18 protein-coding genes are annotated in these 17483 nt (G+C 47.9%); 14 read left to right on the plus strand and 4 right to left on the minus strand.

The window, feature by feature from the left end; translation table 11 throughout:
• Position 1: 1 nt before the first annotated feature.
• From nadD to C2M35_RS01125, 12 genes are all read left to right on the plus strand, one after another.
• On the plus strand, positions 2 to 646 hold the full coding sequence (gene nadD, locus C2M35_RS01070) for a nicotinate-nucleotide adenylyltransferase (protein ID WP_105200669.1): 645 nt from the start codon (positions 2 to 4) through the stop codon (positions 644 to 646).
• A gap of 51 nt (positions 647 to 697) precedes the next feature.
• On the plus strand, positions 698 to 1015 hold the full coding sequence (gene rsfS, locus C2M35_RS01075; protein WP_105213653.1) for a ribosome silencing factor: 318 nt from the start codon (positions 698 to 700) through the stop codon (positions 1013 to 1015).
• Between the two features lie 3 nt (positions 1016 to 1018).
• Complete coding sequence (gene rlmH, locus C2M35_RS01080) at positions 1019 to 1489, plus strand: 23S rRNA (pseudouridine(1915)-N(3))-methyltransferase RlmH (protein WP_105200671.1); 471 nt, start codon at positions 1019 to 1021, stop codon at positions 1487 to 1489.
• A 9-nt stretch (positions 1490 to 1498) separates the two neighbouring features.
• Complete coding sequence (gene mrdA / locus C2M35_RS01085; protein WP_105200672.1) at positions 1499 to 3382, plus strand: penicillin-binding protein 2; 1884 nt, start codon at positions 1499 to 1501, stop codon at positions 3380 to 3382.
• Positions 3379 to 4482 carry a rod shape-determining protein RodA gene (gene rodA / locus C2M35_RS01090; protein ID WP_105258510.1) on the plus strand — a complete coding sequence of 368 codons (1104 nt, stop codon included), beginning with the start codon at positions 3379 to 3381 and terminating at the stop codon, positions 4480 to 4482. The genes mrdA and rodA overlap by 4 nt, the downstream gene beginning before the upstream one ends.
• The gene (locus C2M35_RS01095; protein WP_105213656.1) at positions 4482 to 5273 is read left to right on the plus strand and encodes a septal ring lytic transglycosylase RlpA family protein; all 792 of its coding nucleotides are present in this window, start codon (positions 4482 to 4484) and stop codon (positions 5271 to 5273) included. The genes rodA and C2M35_RS01095 overlap by 1 nt, the downstream gene beginning before the upstream one ends.
• Positions 5274 to 5321: 48 nt before the next feature.
• Positions 5322 to 6485, plus strand: coding sequence for a serine hydrolase (locus C2M35_RS01100; RefSeq protein WP_105200674.1), 1164 nt, complete (start codon positions 5322 to 5324; stop codon positions 6483 to 6485).
• Between the two features lie 154 nt (positions 6486 to 6639).
• On the plus strand, positions 6640 to 6918 hold the full coding sequence (gene ybeD, locus C2M35_RS01105) for a DUF493 family protein YbeD (RefSeq protein ID WP_105200675.1): 279 nt from the start codon (positions 6640 to 6642) through the stop codon (positions 6916 to 6918).
• Positions 6919 to 6939: 21 nt separating this feature from the next.
• On the plus strand, positions 6940 to 7587 hold the full coding sequence (lipB, locus tag C2M35_RS01110) for a lipoyl(octanoyl) transferase LipB (RefSeq protein ID WP_105200676.1): 648 nt from the start codon (positions 6940 to 6942) through the stop codon (positions 7585 to 7587).
• Positions 7584 to 8552, plus strand: coding sequence for a lipoyl synthase (gene lipA / locus C2M35_RS01115; RefSeq protein WP_105200677.1), 969 nt, complete (start codon positions 7584 to 7586; stop codon positions 8550 to 8552). Before lipB ends, lipA begins: the two co-directional genes overlap by 4 nt.
• Positions 8553 to 8908: 356 nt before the next feature.
• Positions 8909 to 9880, plus strand: a complete 972-nt coding sequence (locus C2M35_RS01120; RefSeq protein ID WP_105200678.1) for a DUF4382 domain-containing protein — start codon at positions 8909 to 8911, stop codon at positions 9878 to 9880.
• Between the two features lie 153 nt (positions 9881 to 10033).
• Complete coding sequence (locus C2M35_RS01125; protein WP_234000002.1) at positions 10034 to 11209, plus strand: type III PLP-dependent enzyme; 1176 nt, start codon at positions 10034 to 10036, stop codon at positions 11207 to 11209.
• Between the two features lie 47 nt (positions 11210 to 11256).
• On the opposite strand, the gene C2M35_RS01130 is transcribed toward C2M35_RS01125, so the two are convergent.
• Positions 11257 to 12015, minus strand: coding sequence for a DUF4124 domain-containing protein (locus C2M35_RS01130; protein ID WP_105264425.1), 759 nt, complete (start codon positions 12013 to 12015; stop codon positions 11257 to 11259).
• Between the two features lie 129 nt (positions 12016 to 12144).
• Between C2M35_RS01130 and C2M35_RS01135 the strand changes: the two genes are divergently transcribed.
• A complete protein-coding gene (locus tag C2M35_RS01135; RefSeq protein ID WP_105264426.1) occupies positions 12145 to 13443 on the plus strand; it encodes a DASH family cryptochrome in 1299 nt (432 codons plus the stop codon).
• A 13-nt stretch (positions 13444 to 13456) separates the two neighbouring features.
• The gene (locus C2M35_RS01140) at positions 13457 to 15013 is read left to right on the plus strand and encodes a cryptochrome/photolyase family protein (RefSeq protein ID WP_105264427.1); all 1557 of its coding nucleotides are present in this window, start codon (positions 13457 to 13459) and stop codon (positions 15011 to 15013) included.
• 316 nt (positions 15014 to 15329) lie between these two features.
• Here the strand turns inward: C2M35_RS01140 and C2M35_RS01145 are convergent, their stop codons facing one another.
• From C2M35_RS01145 to C2M35_RS01155, 3 genes are all read right to left on the minus strand, one after another.
• Positions 15330 to 15986 (minus strand): hypothetical protein, encoded by a 657-nt coding sequence (locus C2M35_RS01145; RefSeq protein ID WP_105264428.1) that lies wholly within the window; start codon positions 15984 to 15986, stop codon positions 15330 to 15332.
• A gap of 604 nt (positions 15987 to 16590) precedes the next feature.
• Positions 16591 to 17079, minus strand: coding sequence for a LabA-like NYN domain-containing protein (locus C2M35_RS01150; RefSeq protein WP_199774375.1), 489 nt, complete (start codon positions 17077 to 17079; stop codon positions 16591 to 16593).
• Between the two features lie 14 nt (positions 17080 to 17093).
• Positions 17094 to 17435: a Fis family transcriptional regulator gene (locus C2M35_RS01155; protein WP_105264429.1), complete on the minus strand. Its 342-nt coding sequence runs from the start codon at positions 17433 to 17435 to the stop codon at positions 17094 to 17096.
• Positions 17436 to 17483 lie beyond the last annotated feature (48 nt).

A 17483-nucleotide genomic window follows, 5' to 3' on the forward strand; every position in this document is an offset into this window, starting at 1 on the left:
CATGTTGTTATTTGGCGGCACCTTTGATCCGGTGCATTTTGCTCACCTGAATATGGCCGAGCAGTGCCTTGAGCACTTCGGCGGTAACACCCTATTTTTTATGCCCAATCGGGTTCCCGCACATAAACAGGCAAGCGGTATCGACAATGCCGATAAGTTGGCAATGCTGAAACTCGCCATTGCCGCCGAGCCCCGCTTTGCCATAGACGAGCGCGAATTGCACCGCAGCGGCCCCTCTTATTCCTTATTGAGCCTGCAAGAATTGCGCAGCGAACTCAACGCCAGCGGTCGGACGCAGGAACCCATTTTGTTTTTGTTGGGTATGGACTCCTTTAACGGCTTTGATTCTTGGTACCAGTGGCGCGACATTCTCGAGTTATGTCATCTGGTGGTGTATCAGCGCCCCGACGAGCATCTGTCCCCCTCGCCTCAGTTGCAGGCCTATTTAAACCAGCACCAATGCAACCAAGGTTCGGCGCTGGAGTCTAAACAAGCGGGACTGGTTTACTTTTTAGCCGGGCCGCAACGGGCTGTCTCTTCAACCTTGGTGCGCGAGCGCTTGCAACGTGGAGAGCCCTGTGAAGATTTAATACCCGCGGCGGTGAGCCAATATATACGCGATAAGCGCCTGTATATGGCCGGTTAAAAGTGATAACATCACCCGCTTAAATGAATTTGATTAAACAGAGAGTGTATTTTGCAAACCAACGAACTCCTTGACTTTGCATTAGACAAAATTGATGACATGAAAGCCCGCGACGTGATCACCTTAGACGTACGCGAAAGCTCAGACATTACCGACTACATGGTGGTGTGCTCTGGTAACTCCAAACGCCAGGTACAATCTATTGCTCGCCATCTAGCTAAAGAAGCCAAAGAACATAACCTCGACGTGATCGGCCAAGAAGGTCAGGACGTGGGTGAGTGGGTATTGGTCGACCTTGGCGATGTAATCGTCCATGTTATGCAAGACGAAACCCGCGACTTCTACCAGTTAGAAAAACTCTGGGGTTAAGCGGTGAAGATCCAATTGGTCGCCGTGGGCACCAAGATGCCTGCTTGGGTTGAAGCGGGCTTTAGCGAATATCAGCGCCGCTTTCCCAAAGATATGGCCTTAGAGCTGGTCGAGATCCCCGCCGGTAAGCGCGGCAAGAATGCCGATATTAAACGCATCTTGCAGCAAGAAGGTGAGCGTACCCTGGCCGCCATCCCTAAGGGCAACCGCATAGTCACTCTGGAGGTGACGGGCAAGGCCATGGACACCCATCAATTGGCCAAAGCCATGGAAAAGTGGCAGCTTGATGGCCGTGATGTCAGCTTATTGATCGGCGGCCCAGAAGGCCTGGCGCCCGAGTGTATCGCCCGCTCGGAACAAAAATGGTCGCTATCGAATTTGACCTTGCCACATCCCTTGGTTCGCATTATTGTAGCCGAAAGCCTGTACCGGGGCTGGAGCTTAAACAACAACCATCCTTATCACCGAGAATAATAAGAACCCATGCTGCGTAAACGCACTCCGATCCGCGACCATTCCGCCGAGGCCAATTTGTTTGCGCGGCGGGCCTTTACCGCCTTTGTTTTTGTCTTGATCATGGTCGCGATACTTATTTCAAACCTGTATAACTTACAGATAGTTTCGCACCAAACCTATCAAACACGCTCGAACGATAACCGCATTAATGTGATCCCCATAGCGCCCAACCGCGGCCTTATTTATGACCGTAATGGCAATCTGCTGGCGGAAAACAAGCCCGTGTATAACCTGGAGGTGATCCCCGAAGAGGTGGATGATCTCGATGCCGCACTTGATGAAATTGGTAAACTGATCAGCATTAGCGAGCAACAAAAAGAAGAATTTTTAGACGATATACGTCATAACCGCCGCTTTAAAAGCCAGGTGCTTAAAGGCCGCCTTGATGAAAAAGAGGTAGCGCTTTTTTCCGTCAATCAACATAAATTTCCCGGCTTTAGCATAGAAGCCCGACTGGCTCGCCATTACCCCTACGGCGATACCTTAACCCATGCCCTGGGTTATGTGGCCAAGCTCAATAAAAAGGAGCTGGCACAGCTTGAGGCCGAAGACTTAGCCACCAACTACCGCGCCACCCGCGACTTCGGTAAATTGGGCTTAGAAAAATTTTATGAAACCGAATTGCACGGTGAAGTGGGCTCGCAATCGGTGGAGATCAATAACCGCGGCCGCGTGCTGCGCAGTTTGGATGAAACCGCGCCTGTGCCGGGTAAAGATCTGGTACTGACCTTAGACATTGGCCTGCAACAAATCGCTCAATTGAGCATGGAAGATAAGCGCGGTACGGTAATCGCCCTGGATGCGAAAACCGGTGGCATCCTGGCCCTGTATTCCAACCCCAGCTACGACCCTAACCTCTTTGTTCACGGCATCAGCTCGGCGGACTACAAGGCCCTGTTAAATCCAGACAGACCGCTTATCAACCGCGCTACTCAGGGGCGCTACGCTCCGGCTTCAACCATCAAACCGCATATGGCGATTTTCGGCATGGAAGAAGGATTAGTGACAGAGCAAACCAAGATGTTCGACCCAGGGTTTTTCCAAATTCCCAATGTTGAGCATAAATGGCGTGACTGGCGCCGCTGGGGTCATGGCCATGTTGATGTGTATAAGGCCATCGAAGAGTCGTGCGACACCTATTTTTACGATATCGCCTATCGCGCCGGCATCACCAAGATCAGCGACTTTATGGCGCAATTTGGCTTTGGCGATCTCTCTGGTATAGATATTAAAGAAGAAACCACCGCCATTTTACCTACCAGGGAATGGAAAGAAGGACGTTTCCGCGAGCCCTGGTGGCGCGGCGATACCATCTCAGTGGGCATAGGTCAGGGTTACTGGACGGCAACGCCGATTCAAATCGCCAACTCCATTAATATCCTGGTGAATAAGGGCAAACACCATCCGCCGCATCTGGCACAAGCGCTGCGCCGCGATGAGCAAGTAGAAGTAATCAATAATGATGAAAAGCCACCCATAGTCTTGAACAACCCTAGACACTGGCAAGTTGCCCTCGACGCCATGCATAATACCGTGACCAAGATCACAGGTACGGCACATAAAGCCTTTAAAGGTGCGACCTACGATCCGGCCGGTAAGACCGGGACGGCGCAGGTAGTCAGCATAGCCCAGGGTGAGCGTTACGAAGCCGATAAACTTAAAGAGCGTCATCGCGACAACGCCATCTATGTGGGTTTTGCCCCCTTTAACGACCCGCAAATCGTGGTCACCATTATTGTGGAAAACACCGGTGGCGGCGCTTCGGTGGCGGCACCTATTGCCCGTCAGGTAATGGATTATTATTTCCTCGCCAATCCCATTAGCCAAGGCAAGAAGGAGCCGCAGTCATGACGCCAGTCACCAATAAGGTTTCTATTTGGCAGCGTGTACATATCGACCTGCCGCTGTTTTTGGCACTGTTAGCTATGATGGCAGGTAGCTTAGCCATAGTGTATAGCGCCAGTGGCCAGGATACCGGCATGATGATGCGCCACAGCACCCGCATGGGCGGCGCCTTTATTGCCATGATGATCTGTGCACAAGTCTCGCCAAGCACCCTAAAACGCGTGGTGATCCCCGTCTATCTGGTGGGCACGTTAATGTTGGTCGCCGTGCTCTTTGTCGGTGTCAGTTCCAAAGGCGCGCAGCGCTGGCTGAATATAGGTATTCGCTTTCAACCCTCGGAAATCATGAAACTGGCGGTGCCCATGTGCGTCGCCTGGTATATTGGTCGCAACCATTTACCGCCGAAATTAAGCAACCTCTTTATCGGTTTGGTGATCGTCATGGTACCGACCTTGCTCATTAAGGAGCAGCCTGATTTAGGTACCTCGATTCTGATCGCCAGCTCAGGCATCTTTGTGCTGTTTTTAGCTGGCGTCAGTTGGCGCCTGATCGGCTCTTTAGCGGTATTAGTCGGCGCCGGTGCGCCGCTGTTTTGGCACTATGGCATGCACGCCTATCAAAAGCAGCGGGTACTCACCTTCCTCAATCCGGAAAGTGACCCTTTAGGCTCGGGTTATCATATTATTCAATCGAAAATCGCCATAGGCTCAGGTGGTATTGAGGGCAAGGGCTGGCTGCAAGGCACTCAGTCGCAACTGGAGTTTCTACCCGAGCGCCATACCGACTTTATCTTCTCGGTACTGAGCGAGGAGTTTGGCCTTATCGGCGTCTTATTCCTGCTCGGTGTCTACCTCTTTATTATCGCCCGCGGCCTCTATATCGCCGTGAATGCTCAGGAAGCCTTCGGTAAACTATTGGCCGGTGCTCTGACCCTGACCTTCTTTGTCTATGTCTTTGTAAATATCGGCATGGTATCTGGCTTATTGCCTGTGGTGGGTGTTCCGTTGCCGCTGATCAGTTACGGCGGCACATCTATGGTGACACTGCTCGCAGGCTTTGGCATCATAATGAGTATCGCCACGGAAAAACGGATGTTGAATAAATAATGGCCTTACGCGCGCTTTTTATCGTCTTACTTAGTTTCATTATCACCGCCTGTAGTTCACCCGGCAGCGCCCCGAGCAAGGGTCAATCCGGCCGCTATCAGATGGAGCATGATGCCGCGCCTTTGCGTCACCCCTCGGACTTAGAACTACAAGACGCTGTGGTCACCGACGAAGCGAAAAGCGCCGCGGCGAATCGTCCTTACCAAGTCAGGGGCAAGCAATATGTGCCTATATTTGATGAAACCGGTTTCACCCAAAGCGGTATCGCCTCCTGGTACGGGCGCAAATTTCACGGCTATCACACCTCCAACGGCGAGGTGTACGATATGTTTGCCATGACCGCGGCCCATAAAACCTTGCCGCTACCTAGCTTTGTACGCGTCACCAATATCGACAATGGTCAAAGCGTGGTGGTACGAGTTAACGACCGCGGCCCTTTCCATGAAGACCGTATTATCGATTTATCCTACGCTGCGGCGTATAAACTGGGTTATCACTTAAAGGGTACAGCCAAGGTTAAGCTCGAAGCCATTACCCTTGCCGACGCAAAGCCGCGCACCAAATACATACAAGTTGCTGCCGGGTCACAATTGGCGAATATTCAGGCGCTGGCACTGCAGCTAGAGCAGGATTATCACGTCCCGACCCATATAAAACAGCACAAAGATGGAATTTTTCGCCTTCGCTTAGGTCCAATAAGCGACGAGCAACAGGCTAAGACGTTATTAGAGCAATTAAAAAGTACTAGGTTTGCCCAAGCTTTCTTGCTTTATGACGACCAAGCCCTTTAAGATAACACCCTAACCGCACTTTCACCCAAAACAGATTAAACAAGCATAATGAAATCAATTAAACATTCTCTTCTAAAAGGCTTAAGTGGACTGCTATGTGCTAGCGCCGTTTTTACCGCTAACGCCCAAATTATCCCCGCAGCTCCTGAGGTTAATGCCAAGGGTTATTTCCTGGTTGACTTCACCACAGGCAAAGTAATCGCTGAAGGCGAAGCCGATACCAAATTGGCACCGGCCAGTTTAACGAAAATGATGACCAGTTATGTGGTAGGTACAGAAATCGCCGCAGGCAACCTGGCTCCCACCGATATGGTGACGGTCAGTGAAAATGCTTGGGCAAAGAATTTCCCAGAATCATCAAAAATGTTTATCGAAGTAGGTAAACAGGTCAGTGTTGAAGATCTTAACCGCGGTATCATAATTCAATCTGGCAACGATGCCTGTGTAGCCATGGCCGAACATATTGCCGGCAGCGAATCAGCATTTGCCGATTTAATGAATGCGCATGCGGAAAAACTAGGCATGAGCAACAGCCACTTTATTAACAGCCACGGCCTAGACACCAACGAGCATTACACCACGCCACGCGATATGGCGACCCTAGGTGCCGCCTTGATCCGTGATGTGCCGGACGAGTATGCCCTGTATAAAGAAAAAGATTTTACCTATAACGGCATTAAGCAGTTCAACCGTAACAGTCTGTTATGGGATCAAAGCCTTGAGGTAGACGGCATTAAAACCGGTCATACCGATGATGCCGGCTATAGCCTGGTTTCTTCAGCGACCAAGGGCGATATGCGCTTAATCGCTGTGATCATGGGTGCCAGCTCTGAGCGTGCCCGTAAGGTTGAAAGCAAAAAGCTGCTTAACTACGGCTTCCGCTTTTTTGAAACCATCACTCCGTATCAAGCCGGTGACAAGTTTGCCGAGCAACGTATTTGGATGGGTGATAAGGAAATCGTTTCTCTGGGTATTTTAGAGAGCACACCAATCACTATTCCGCGTGGTCAACAAAAGAACCTGGAAGCCAACTTCGAGCTTGATACTACATTGGAAGCGCCACTGGCCAAGGGCACTAAGGTAGGTACCTTATACCTGCAGCTAGCCGGTGAAGACATTGCCAGCTATCCTTTAGTCACTCTGGAAAGTGTTGAAGAAGGTGGTTTTTTCAGCAAGATCTACGACTACTTACGCTTGCAAATCATTGAGTAAGTAGAAATATACTTACAACTGGCCTAATCCAGAATAAGCGCCCCTATTGAGGGGCGTTTTTTTTGCGCTAAAAAATGCTAGAATATGCGCCATTGTGAACTAATGAGCCCATTAGTTTGTCTGCGTCCTGTGCTGTAAATGAGGGTCAAGCATTATGGTCAATCCGGTTAAAGACACCAAGTTTGATGAGTATCTAGAGTTTCCTTGTCCGTTTACCTTTAAGGTAATGGGCCTTGCTAACGTAGAATTAACTGAGCAAGTACTTACAGTTATGCAAGAACATGCTCCGGGCGACTACGCGCCAAGAACCAAGCCCAGTAGCAAGGGTAACTACGAGTCGGTCACCCTGATTGCGACCGTAACATCAAAAGAGCATATCGAAATTATCTACACTGAGCTGGGCAGCCTTGAGCATGTCCGCTACGTGCTTTAACAGCACCACAGAGGACACGCAGTGAGTAATCTAATTGTTCGCCAGCTAGGACGCCAAGAATACATGCCCATTTGGCATGCCATGCAGGAATATACCGATGTGCGCGATGAGCAAAGTGCTGATGAAATCTGGCTGGTTGAGCACGATCCCGTATTTACCCAGGGCCAGGCCGGTAAAGAAGAACACCTGCTGATGCCGGGTGATATTCCTGTGGTTCAGGTCGATCGCGGCGGCCAGGTGACCTATCACGGCCCGGGCCAGCAAATGCTCTATGTACTGTTTAACTTACGCCGCCTGAAAATTGGCGTACGCGAGCTGGTAACCTGGCTCGAAGAAAGCATTATCGATTGCCTGCAAGAATATGGCGTCGAAGCCTATGCCAAAAAAGATGCCCCGGGCGTCTACGTGAATGAAGCCAAGGTTGCCTCGCTAGGCCTGCGTGTACGCCGTGGTTGCTCCTTCCATGGGCTGGCCTTAAATGTCGATATGGATTTAGGCCCATTTTTACGCATTAACCCTTGTGGTTACGCCGGCCTGCAAATGGTGCAATGTAAAGACTTAGGCGGTCCACAAAGCGTTGAAAGCGCCGGACAAGGACTGGTGCAGCAATTAATTAAACGACTCAATCCTGCAGAGGTTGAGTACCAAGAAGGTTTAGTGAAAGAATGACAAAATCATCTGTACGTATGGAGCCGGGCGTAAAGCTTCGTGACGCCCAAAAAATGGCACTGATCCCGGTTAAGGTCTTGCCGACAGAAAAAGAAGAAATGCTGCGCAAGCCACAGTGGCTGAAGATCCGTTTGCCTAAGTCGAGCGAGCGTATCGATGGTATTAAACAAGCCATGCGTAAACACGGCCTGCATTCGGTATGTGAAGAGGCCAGCTGCCCTAACCTGTCCGAATGTTTTAACCATGGTACGGCCACCTTTATGATCTTGGGTGCTATCTGTACCCGCCGCTGCCCGTTTTGCGATGTGGCACACGGCCGTCCGCTTAAACCGGATGCCGAAGAGCCGGAAAAACTAGCACTGACCATCAAGGATATGAAGCTAAGCTATGTGGTGATCACCTCGGTTGACCGTGATGACCTGCGTGACGGTGGTGCTCAACACTTTGCCGATTGTATCCGTGAAATTCGCAAGCACAACCCGGGTATTACCATAGAGATCCTGGTTCCCGACTTCCGTGGTCGTATGGAACGTGCACTTGAGATCCTCAGTGAAACACCGCCGGATGTGTTCAACCACAACCTGGAAACCGCGCCACGTCTGTATAAACTGGCACGTCCAGGTGCCGATTATAAATGGTCACTAGAGCTGCTACGTCGCTTTAAAGAAGCGCACCCAGAAGTTCGTACTAAATCTGGCCTAATGGTTGGTTTGGGTGAAGAAATGAGTGAAATCGAAGAAGTGTTACGTGATCTACGTGAGCACAATGTTGATATGCTGACCGTGGGTCAGTATCTGCAACCTTCGAAGCACCACCTGGCGGTGAAGCGTTATGTGCCACCCGAGGAATTCGACGCACTAAAAGAATATGCCGATGAAATTGGCTTTTCTCATGCTGCCTGCGGACCTTTCGTTCGCTCCAGCTACCATGCCGACCAACAGGCGGCGGGTAAAGAAGTTAAGTAACACCCAAAAACACGGCACTGCGTCATGCAAGTGCCGTGTCTATTTCAGGCACATCTTGGGCGCTTCCATAACCCTAGTGACATTACTCCCACAGACCGGCAAGATCTTTATCTCCAACCAGTGCCCTGCTCAATATAACTTCCCTTAAAATTCCACCTCAAAGTGCGATGGCTAACCGAGTTTTGTCTCAGTATGATACTTAACCGCTAAAGCTAAAACAGAACTAAAAAGTATCTTTGGGCAACTTAAATAGCATTTTCAGCGCACTTTTCAATCTTTGACTTATGCTTGTTAAATGCCTGTTCAGCCTCATTTGTTAAGCTCAAAAATACTGCAAACAAAGGGAATCAAAAACTATGAATAAACTATTACTAGCAACGGCCATCTCAGCTACTTTACTAACAGGTTGTGGTGGTTCTTCGAGTGAAGAAGAAACGGCTCAATTCAGCCTAGGTGTATCTGATGCGCCTGTCAGTAATGCAAAAGAAGTATGGGTAGCTTTTGATAGCATCATCATTAATGGTGCCGACGGCGAACGTCCAATGTTCGAAACCCGTACCGCAGACGGTGAACCTGTAATGGTTAACCTTTTAGAATTCACCGGTAGCGACGTATTCAGTCTTATCAATGATGAAGTTGTAGCGCCGGGTCAGTACAACTGGCTACGCGCCAATATCGTGAACGGTGATGAAGCCAATATCGCGATGACTTCTCACATTGTATACAACGATGATACCGTTGCTCCTTTGGTAGTTAACCGTAAAAACAAAGATGGTCTTGGTGAGATTCAAATCAACGACTTCACCCTAGCGGTAGGCGAAAACCAGTTCGTTCTTGAGTTCGACCTGAAAAAATCACTGGTTGATCCTAGCAACAGCGAAGTTGTGAACCTTAAACCTACCGGTATCCGCCTTGAAAACCTTGCCGATGTTGAAGACATCGAAGGCTTAGTAACAGAAGCCATGATTACGAGCTGTGAAGCCGACAACATCGCCTTTGCTCCAGAAACAGGTGCCTTTGGCCATGCAGTTTACCTATACAGCGGTGATGTTGTTGAGCCTAAAGATCTGTATGTTGAGGCAGACGGTGTAACCTCACCTGCCGATGCACCAATCGCAACGGCTAACGTGGTATTCAATGAAGAAAGCGGTCTGAACGAGTTCGAAATCGGCTTCGTTGCAGCGGGTAGCTACAAGCTTGCCTACACTTGTACGGCACACCTTGACGACGCTGAAGTACTGAATGAAGAAGTTACTCTGTACTCTACTCAGGACGTGACTGTAGTAGCCGGTGAAGACGCCCAGGTTACTTTCGATATCGCTGAATAAACAGCTGAAATAGAGCGATAAAATTTTTAAAAATTTTGCTTGCGTGGCGCAATAATTTGGCTATTATTGCGCCACTTTTATTAGATAGCCAATCCTAGTACAGCATTTCTTGCCAAGGCGAAAGAGTAACTATCCAAATTAACTTTTGGAGTTATGATGTCGGTTTCTACCTTTGCTCAGCCTTTTGCTACAAACAACGAGCACCTTTCTCTATGCACCGCCCTTGCGAAGCAACACGGCACCCCATTACTGGTGCTTGATCTAAACCAAGTGCGTGAAAATTATTTACAGCTGGCTAACGCCTTGCCTAATGTTGCCTTGCATTATGCGCTTAAGCCTTTGCCTCATATTGATGTGGTACACACGTTAAATGAGCTTGGTGGCAGCTTTGATTTAGCCACGAACGGCGAAGTGGATCTTGTGGCTCAGGCGGGTGTCGCTCCTACTCAGGTGATCCACACTCACCCGATCAAACGCGTAAGTGATATAGAGCATGCTCTTAACTATGGCTGTACCACCTTTGTGTTCGACAGCGAAAATGAGCTGCATAAGTTTGTGCCCTATCGCGACCAAGTCGAGTTATTGCTGCGCCTGAGCTTCCCTAATAAAGATGCGGCCGCTGACTTGTCCAAGAAGTTTGGGGTGATCAGAGCTGATGCCTTACCCTTGCTTAAGCGCGCAAAAGAGTTAGGCATTCGCGTACGTGGTTTATCATTTCACGTTGGTTCACAAACCATGGATGCGGGTAAATATGTGCATGCTATCGAACAATGCAAAATAGTCTTCGAAGGAGCCGTCGCCGAAGGCCTAGGCGCCATGAATACCTTGGATATTGGCGGTGGTTTCCCGGTGAGCTACGCAGGACAGCCCATTGATATCTATGAATTTTGCGCACCGATACGCGATGCTTTGAGCAGCTGGCCCGACACGGTACAGTTTATTGCCGAGCCAGGACGCTTTATCGTTGCTTCGGCTATGACCCATGTCATGAGCGTGATGGGTCAAAGCAAGCGCGGGGGCACCACCTGGTACTACATGGACGATGGTGTCTACGGCGCCTTTAGTGGCCGAGTGTATGGTGAGCCAGAGCAGCGCTTTTACAGCCTGGCATATGAAGATGTGCAACCCTGTGTTTTAACCGGGCCGACCTGTGACAGTATCGATGTGATCAGCGATAACTGTTTAATGCCGGCCTTAGCCGACGGTGATTTGGTGTTTACCGAGAATATGGGTGCCTATACCTGGACCACCAGCACCGAGTTCAACTTCTTTGCTAAAGCGCAGTTGATCAGTCTCAATTCAACGATGCTAATCGCAGAAGTGGGTTAAATTAAAAAGCGGTGCCATTAAGGCACCGTTCTTTTTAGAACCATATTCTACTTCGCTTTTAATAGCGCATACTCGTTTGTTAGACGTTGCAATGCTTTTTGTTCTATGTCGATTAAAGTTGCGTACTTAGCTGTTATTGCTGACATTCTTTGCGCATTGGCGTTATCGAACTTCGCAGCCACTAAGTTCGCAGACTGGCCTGTGGTCTTAATCTTCAACGCCTTGAGCTCCGAATCTAATTGCTGATGATAGGTCTCAATTTTATCTTCATGCTCTCGTATCTCCCGCTCAATTCGCTGCATTTTGATGTATTCATCAACGCTATCATCGTTATTCGATGGCTCAGCAGTCATCTGTTGCTTGAGAAGAAGACGATCGATATTAAGTTGCTCTCTGTTTATCAACGCTTGGTAATGATCGATGCTTGATTGCATTTGTGTTGCTATCGCCTTTTCTCGTTCAGCACCGGCAAGATTCTTGCGCTGACCGTTAGCTTGGGCTTCGAGCTCAGTTAACTCCTGCCTCATCTGCAATGAGTAGGTATCTATTTTGTCTTTGCTTTGCGCTAACTCACGCGATATGGCTCGGTTATCTATGTAGTTCGTAATACCTGAATCTGCCGGCGTTGAGGTCATTACTTGTTGTTTATCGACTAGCGTTTTGACATCAAGCTTTTGCGCATCTTGGCTACAGGGTAATTGTGAGTAGCTTACAACCCCATCAATAACACATTTGTACACCGCGGTTTGTGCAACTAACTGATTACTAGATAATAATAACGTTATCGCCAATATCCTTTTGAACATGATAAAAACTCCTTTTGCACTGTTTAATTGCTTCCATTGTAGCTGATTTACACACCTGTCTTCGCTAAAACGATCGAACTCACTGTTAATTCCGTATCACTAAACATAGAACACTCACATGATGAACCTATGTCTACGGGCTTATATCTATTTAGTAACGATCTCAGAATCGCCGACAATGAGTTGCTGCAACGACTTTGCCAACATTGTAAGCAGCTTATTTTCATCTATACGCCACTAAATGAGCTCGTCGGTGCTAGCTACAACGCTTATCCAAAACAAGACGTCTCCAAAAGCGTATGTTCGTTTAGAGGGCAAACGCTTAAATGCCTCGCCGATGAACTATCGCGCCAAGGGCACAACCTCTATTTCGCAGACAGCATAGAAGATTTAGTTCGCATAATACGAGAGCATAAAGTGAGTGATATCGCCATTGCCAACCAATTCGGATGGAATGAGTCATTAGCACTGCGTAAATTGACACAGCAAGTACGGGGGATCAACTTTTGGCATAAGTCCAACCATACGCTGTTTGCAAAAGAGCAGTTACCCTTTCAAATTGACGACACTCCCGACACCTTTAGCCGCTTTAGAAAGCTTGTGGAATCTAGCGTTGCGGTCCATCCAACCATGGGAAGCCCACTACATTTTCCTACTTCGGTGCAATGTAAATTACCCTTATGCACGGACATATACAATGATTTGCAGCCAATGGGCGCATGGTTTTCACAAACAGCGACTACAGCGTTAACTAGTTATTTCAGTAGCACTTCTCCTAGTCGCTACAAGCAAACACGTAATGCCTTATGGGGAGATAAATTTTCTACCGGATTGTCACCTTGGTTAGCCAACGGCTCACTTAGCGCGAGGCAAATGTATATGGCACTAATAAAATATGAAAATAAATATGGAGCGAACGAATCAACCTACTGGATCTACTTTGAACTCTTGTGGCGAGAGTATTTTCAATGGCTGGCTCTAAAGCAAGGCCGCTCGCTATTTGTATTTAAAGGCATGAACCACACGGCCCCAAAAACCAGCTTTTACCCGGAACGTTATCAGGCCTGGTGTCATGGCAATACCGAGTTTGAGCTGGTCAATGCGCTTATGCATCAACTCAATACCAGTGGATGGATGTCCAACAGAGGCAGGCAAATCGTCGCCAGTTGTTTTGTCAATGAATTGGAACTGGATTGGCGCTACGGCGCGGCCTACTTCGAGCATCACTTAATTGATTACGATGTTGCCAGCAATTATGGCAACTGGCAGTACATAGCCGGGGTCGGTGCCGACCCCCGCGGCGGACGGCATTTCAACATAGCCAAGCAAACCGAGTTATTCGACCCCGACGGCCGGTTTATCAAGCGTTACGGTGGAGTGGCTGTGCAAGCACAGGAGCGGGATCACAATGGCTGGCCACGGCACTAGTAAGAGAGCGAGCATGAGCAAGCAACAATACAAAGAAGTTCGCCTGATTTTAGGCGACCAACTCAATGCCAATCATTCCTGGTTTAAAACCAAGCGAGATGATGTGCTTTACATCATTGCTGAGCTGCACCAGGAGATGCACTACAGCAAGCATCATATTCAAAAGATCATGTGCTTTTTTGCTGCGATGGAACGGTTTGCGTCTGCCCTTAGCCAGGCGGGGCATCAGGTTTTATACCTTACTCTGGACGACACCCAAGAGTTTGCACAGCTCAATGAGTTAATTGCCCACTGTGTCACCGAGCATCAAGCCGACTGTTTTAGCTATCAGCTACCGGATGAATATCGGCTACGCCGGCAACTGGAGCAGCTGACATTAAGTAGCGTTGAGATAAGGCGCTATGACAGTGAGCATTTTATGCTCGGATTTGAAGAATTAGGCGACTATTTCCAGGCGGATACCCATCACACCATGGAGCAATTCTATCGCAAGATGCGCAGGCGCTTCGATATCTTGATGGACCAGGGTAAACCCCTTGGCGGCCAATGGAACTTCGACAAAGAGAACCGTAACAAGCTCAAGGCCGAGGACATTAAACAGCTTCCCCCTCCCTTGTGCTTTGATAACGACGTTAAGGCAATTACCGAGCGCATTGCTCGCCATAAAATAAAAACCATAGGCAAAGGCGGGCCCAGGCTGCTGTGGCCGGTGACACGCAAACAAGCACTGCAGTTGCTTGAGTATTTTTGTAATCATCTGCTGCCTCTGTTTGGCACCTTTCAGGACGCCATGACCTGCCACAGCGACGCTAAATGGTCCTTGTACCATAGCCGCCTGTCGTTTGCGCTCAACGCAAAAATCCTCCACCCACTGCAAGTCATCAACGCGGCAATAGAGGCATATCATGAATCTGAAGGAAGGATCACCCTTGCGCAAGTTGAAGGCTTCGCCAGGCAAATTTTAGGCTGGCGTGAATATGTCAGAGGCGTCTATTGGCTCAATATGCCCAAGTACGCACACAGTAATGCCCTCGAGGCGCACCAAGCGCTGCCGGAATTTTTCTGGAGCGGCAAAACAAAAATGAACTGCCTGCAACACGCCATTGGCCAAAGCCTGGACTATGGATATGCCCATCATATCCAACGCCTGATGATCACCGGCAACTTTTGCTTGCTGCTGGGCGTTGACCCGGACCAGGTGGATGCCTGGTACCTGGGTATTTATGTAGATGCCATTGAATGGGTGGAAATGCCTAACACCCGGGGCATGAGTCAGTTCGCCGATGGCGGCATTATTGCCACCAAGCCCTACTGCGCCGGCGGCAATTACGTCAATAAGATGAGCGATTACTGCCAAGGCTGCCACTATAAGGTCAAGGAAAAAACCAGCGACCTCGCCTGCCCCCTAAATAGCCTCTACTGGCACTTCTTACACCGGCACAGAGCGCGCTTTGGCAATAACCACCGCATTGGCATGATTTATCGAAACTGGGATAAGCAAAGCGATGAGGCCCGCCGGGCCGTGCTTAATAGAGCGCAGTGGTGCATCGACAACATCGAGTCATTATAAGGATTGTTGCAAAGTTGCAGCTAACAAAGCAAGCACTAAAGGAGTTGCCGCGCTTCCATTTGCAGTCGCTAAAGCGCGGTGGGCACACTAGGCAAGAAACGAGCACTATTTAGAAAAGGTGTTGAATAGCAAGTAAATTTTCATGCTCTTGCCCTGAAAGCTTTCCTAGTTAGAGGGGAGGTAGAGAATAACTTTTCAGGTACAAAACTTTACTAGATGGAAAGGTAGCTAACTGAAATGGAACCCGCTTTTTAGCGGGTTTTTGGGGATGCCCTAATTGGCTTTTTTACTATTTTTTATGTGGTTATGTGAGCCTTTATTTAACAATTATCTTTGCGTCCTTATAATTCAATATAACTCGTAATTCTTTTACTCCTTGTACTTCTACTGGTTGCATAACAATGCTAATTGGTTGCTCAATTCTTTGAATAAGATCCTTGGAAAACTGCTCCGGTGAATCCTGTTGGGAGTAATCAAGAACGGCAGCGCAAACCTCATCATTGCAGCCAATACTTCTCGGCAACATTCCATTATTGGATTGAGCAACATCGTGAACTGTATTTCGAAACTGCTGTTCGAACTCTTGGTTAATTCCGGTGCTTTGAAGTTGATATACTAGAGAATCAAAGTTTTTTAATCTAAATGCCGTTTCGATTGAGGTATCAGAAAGGCCACCTTCGTTCGAGGATAGGTTATTAATCAGGTTGTCTATAGAAGAGGCATCGTCATGCTGGATCCTGTCATCCAGTTTTATAGTTATTCCTGAAGCTTTTATAGTATTAATAGAGATCTTGTTTTCGTCAGGGAGCTGTTCTGCCGAATTCAATGGATCCATAGCCTTATAATAATCTGTTGAATCTGCTGGTTGATTAAACACAGTGTCGTTGGTCGGGGGGGGAGATTTGGGTGAATAGAGGAATACTAACGTTGCAACAACGCTAAGCCCTATTAGTAGTAAATATAGTTTTTTCATAAGTGAACTCTCTAACTGACACTAAAAAAGCATAAAGCACCTAACAACCGAAGTCATTGTTAGGTGCGCCTATTACTAGGCTCTATTCTATTATGATCACGTCTCGCCTGAGCTCAGCGACAGTTCCTCCACAACAATCGCCGATCGTCATAGGAGGTCCGGAGTCAATGCTACAAGAGTTAGAGCATTCATAAGTAGTTCCATTTACAGTCACTTTGTCCGCATAGCTAACACCAGAAAAAGCAAACGTTGCTAATATTGATGTAAAAAATATTTTTTTCAAAGCACTGTCTCCACAGTTGATTATTTATTGGAGAGATAACTCTAAAGACTGCAGAATAAAGCGAAAGTAATTATCTACGTACATCGTCTCCATTTCTCCTTATTTTCAAGCTTTAAAATTACCTAAAGCTGAGAATAAATATTGTAAAAACTTTTTATTTTTGTCAAGCACAATTAAAATATTTATACAAATATAGTAAACCGAATAAACTGGACACTCACTCTAATATTTCACACTAAGCATTGACTACACCCCGAATTCAGATATCGCAAAATGATCAGATGCTATAATGTTGGCTAGTTTAACTATAGTGGTCCTCGATCATCCCAACAACAAGCTCTCATCTATGGCGCGAAAATGACTGGATGCATTAATTAACGATGCGGCGGTGAGCTTTTCGCTGCTATACACTTCCACACGCTTGTTTTTTTCGTCCCGTAACTTTTTCGCTAACAGGTCAAAATCGCCATCGCCGGAGAGTAAAATGGTGGTGTCGGTTTGGCTACCATATTCAATGGCGTCCAGGGTAATGCCCACATCCCAGTCCCCTTTCGCCGAGCCATCGGCGCGTTGAATAAAAGGCTTAAGCTTGACCTCAAAGCCGATGGCACGAAGGATATTTTGGAATTCCCGCTGCTTGTTATCGCCCCTGTCGATGGCGTAGGCGATGGCCTTTTCAATGCGATATTGGCCGCTGACTTCACGCCAAAAAGCGTTGTAATCGAAGTTGCGTGCAAAGGTTTCGCGACAGGTATAATAAATATTTTGCACATCGACAAAAATTGCGGCGCTGGGCAGTTCGGTGCTCATACTTTGAGTCCTTGTTATTTTAACCGTTTTGCCCAATTCCCCCTATGGTGAATCTGGCATTGTTGTTCGCTGTCGTAGACTAACTGTTTGGTCTTATTAATCGGGCTCAGCCCTATCACTTTAAGAGCCTTAACTAGCTCGTCTTCAACTAACGCTCGGGTATCGCTTGCTAAATATGCCTCTAACTCATCGTCCGTGGTAAAAACAAGGGTGAGTGTGAGGCTCTTTTGTGGGCTTTTCCAGTCTATTTTATGAGTTAACCAGCAAAAGCCGGCAATGGCTTTACAATGATCGTCACAAATTTCGGTGAGTAGGTCACGCAATTGTTTATCGCGCTTTTTATCCGTTTTAGTCACATCGGGCTCTAAATAATAAAAACGCCGCCCAAAAGGGCGGCGTATCAA

The sequence above is a fragment of the Pseudoalteromonas sp. T1lg76 genome (genome assembly GCF_002964725.1).
GTDB lineage: Bacteria > Pseudomonadota > Gammaproteobacteria > Enterobacterales > Alteromonadaceae > Pseudoalteromonas.

Excerpts from the sequence above, each read along its gene's own strand:
- nadD (WP_105200669.1), top strand. The coding sequence starts at position 2 with ATGTTGTTATTTGGCGGCACCTTTGATCCGGTGCATTTTGCTCACCTG.
- mrdA (WP_105200672.1), top strand. The coding sequence starts at position 1,499 with ATGCTGCGTAAACGCACTCCGATCCGCGACCATTCCGCCGAGGCCAAT.
- rodA (WP_105258510.1), top strand. The coding sequence starts at position 3,379 with ATGACGCCAGTCACCAATAAGGTTTCTATTTGGCAGCGTGTACATATC.
- C2M35_RS01095 (WP_105213656.1), top strand. The coding sequence starts at position 4,482 with ATGGCCTTACGCGCGCTTTTTATCGTCTTACTTAGTTTCATTATCACC.
- C2M35_RS01100 (WP_105200674.1), top strand. The coding sequence starts at position 5,322 with ATGAAATCAATTAAACATTCTCTTCTAAAAGGCTTAAGTGGACTGCTA.
- ybeD (WP_105200675.1), top strand. The coding sequence starts at position 6,640 with ATGGTCAATCCGGTTAAAGACACCAAGTTTGATGAGTATCTAGAGTTT.
- lipA (WP_105200677.1), top strand. The coding sequence starts at position 7,584 with ATGACAAAATCATCTGTACGTATGGAGCCGGGCGTAAAGCTTCGTGAC.
- C2M35_RS01120 (WP_105200678.1), top strand. The coding sequence starts at position 8,909 with ATGAATAAACTATTACTAGCAACGGCCATCTCAGCTACTTTACTAACA.
- C2M35_RS01125 (WP_234000002.1), top strand. The coding sequence starts at position 10,034 with ATGATGTCGGTTTCTACCTTTGCTCAGCCTTTTGCTACAAACAACGAG.
- C2M35_RS01130 (WP_105264425.1), bottom strand. The coding sequence starts at position 12,015 with ATGTTCAAAAGGATATTGGCGATAACGTTATTATTATCTAGTAATCAG.
- C2M35_RS01135 (WP_105264426.1), top strand. The coding sequence starts at position 12,145 with ATGTCTACGGGCTTATATCTATTTAGTAACGATCTCAGAATCGCCGAC.
- C2M35_RS01140 (WP_105264427.1), top strand. The coding sequence starts at position 13,457 with ATGAGCAAGCAACAATACAAAGAAGTTCGCCTGATTTTAGGCGACCAA.
- C2M35_RS01145 (WP_105264428.1), bottom strand. The coding sequence starts at position 15,986 with ATGAAAAAACTATATTTACTACTAATAGGGCTTAGCGTTGTTGCAACG.
- C2M35_RS01150 (WP_199774375.1), bottom strand. The coding sequence starts at position 17,079 with ATGAGCACCGAACTGCCCAGCGCCGCAATTTTTGTCGATGTGCAAAAT.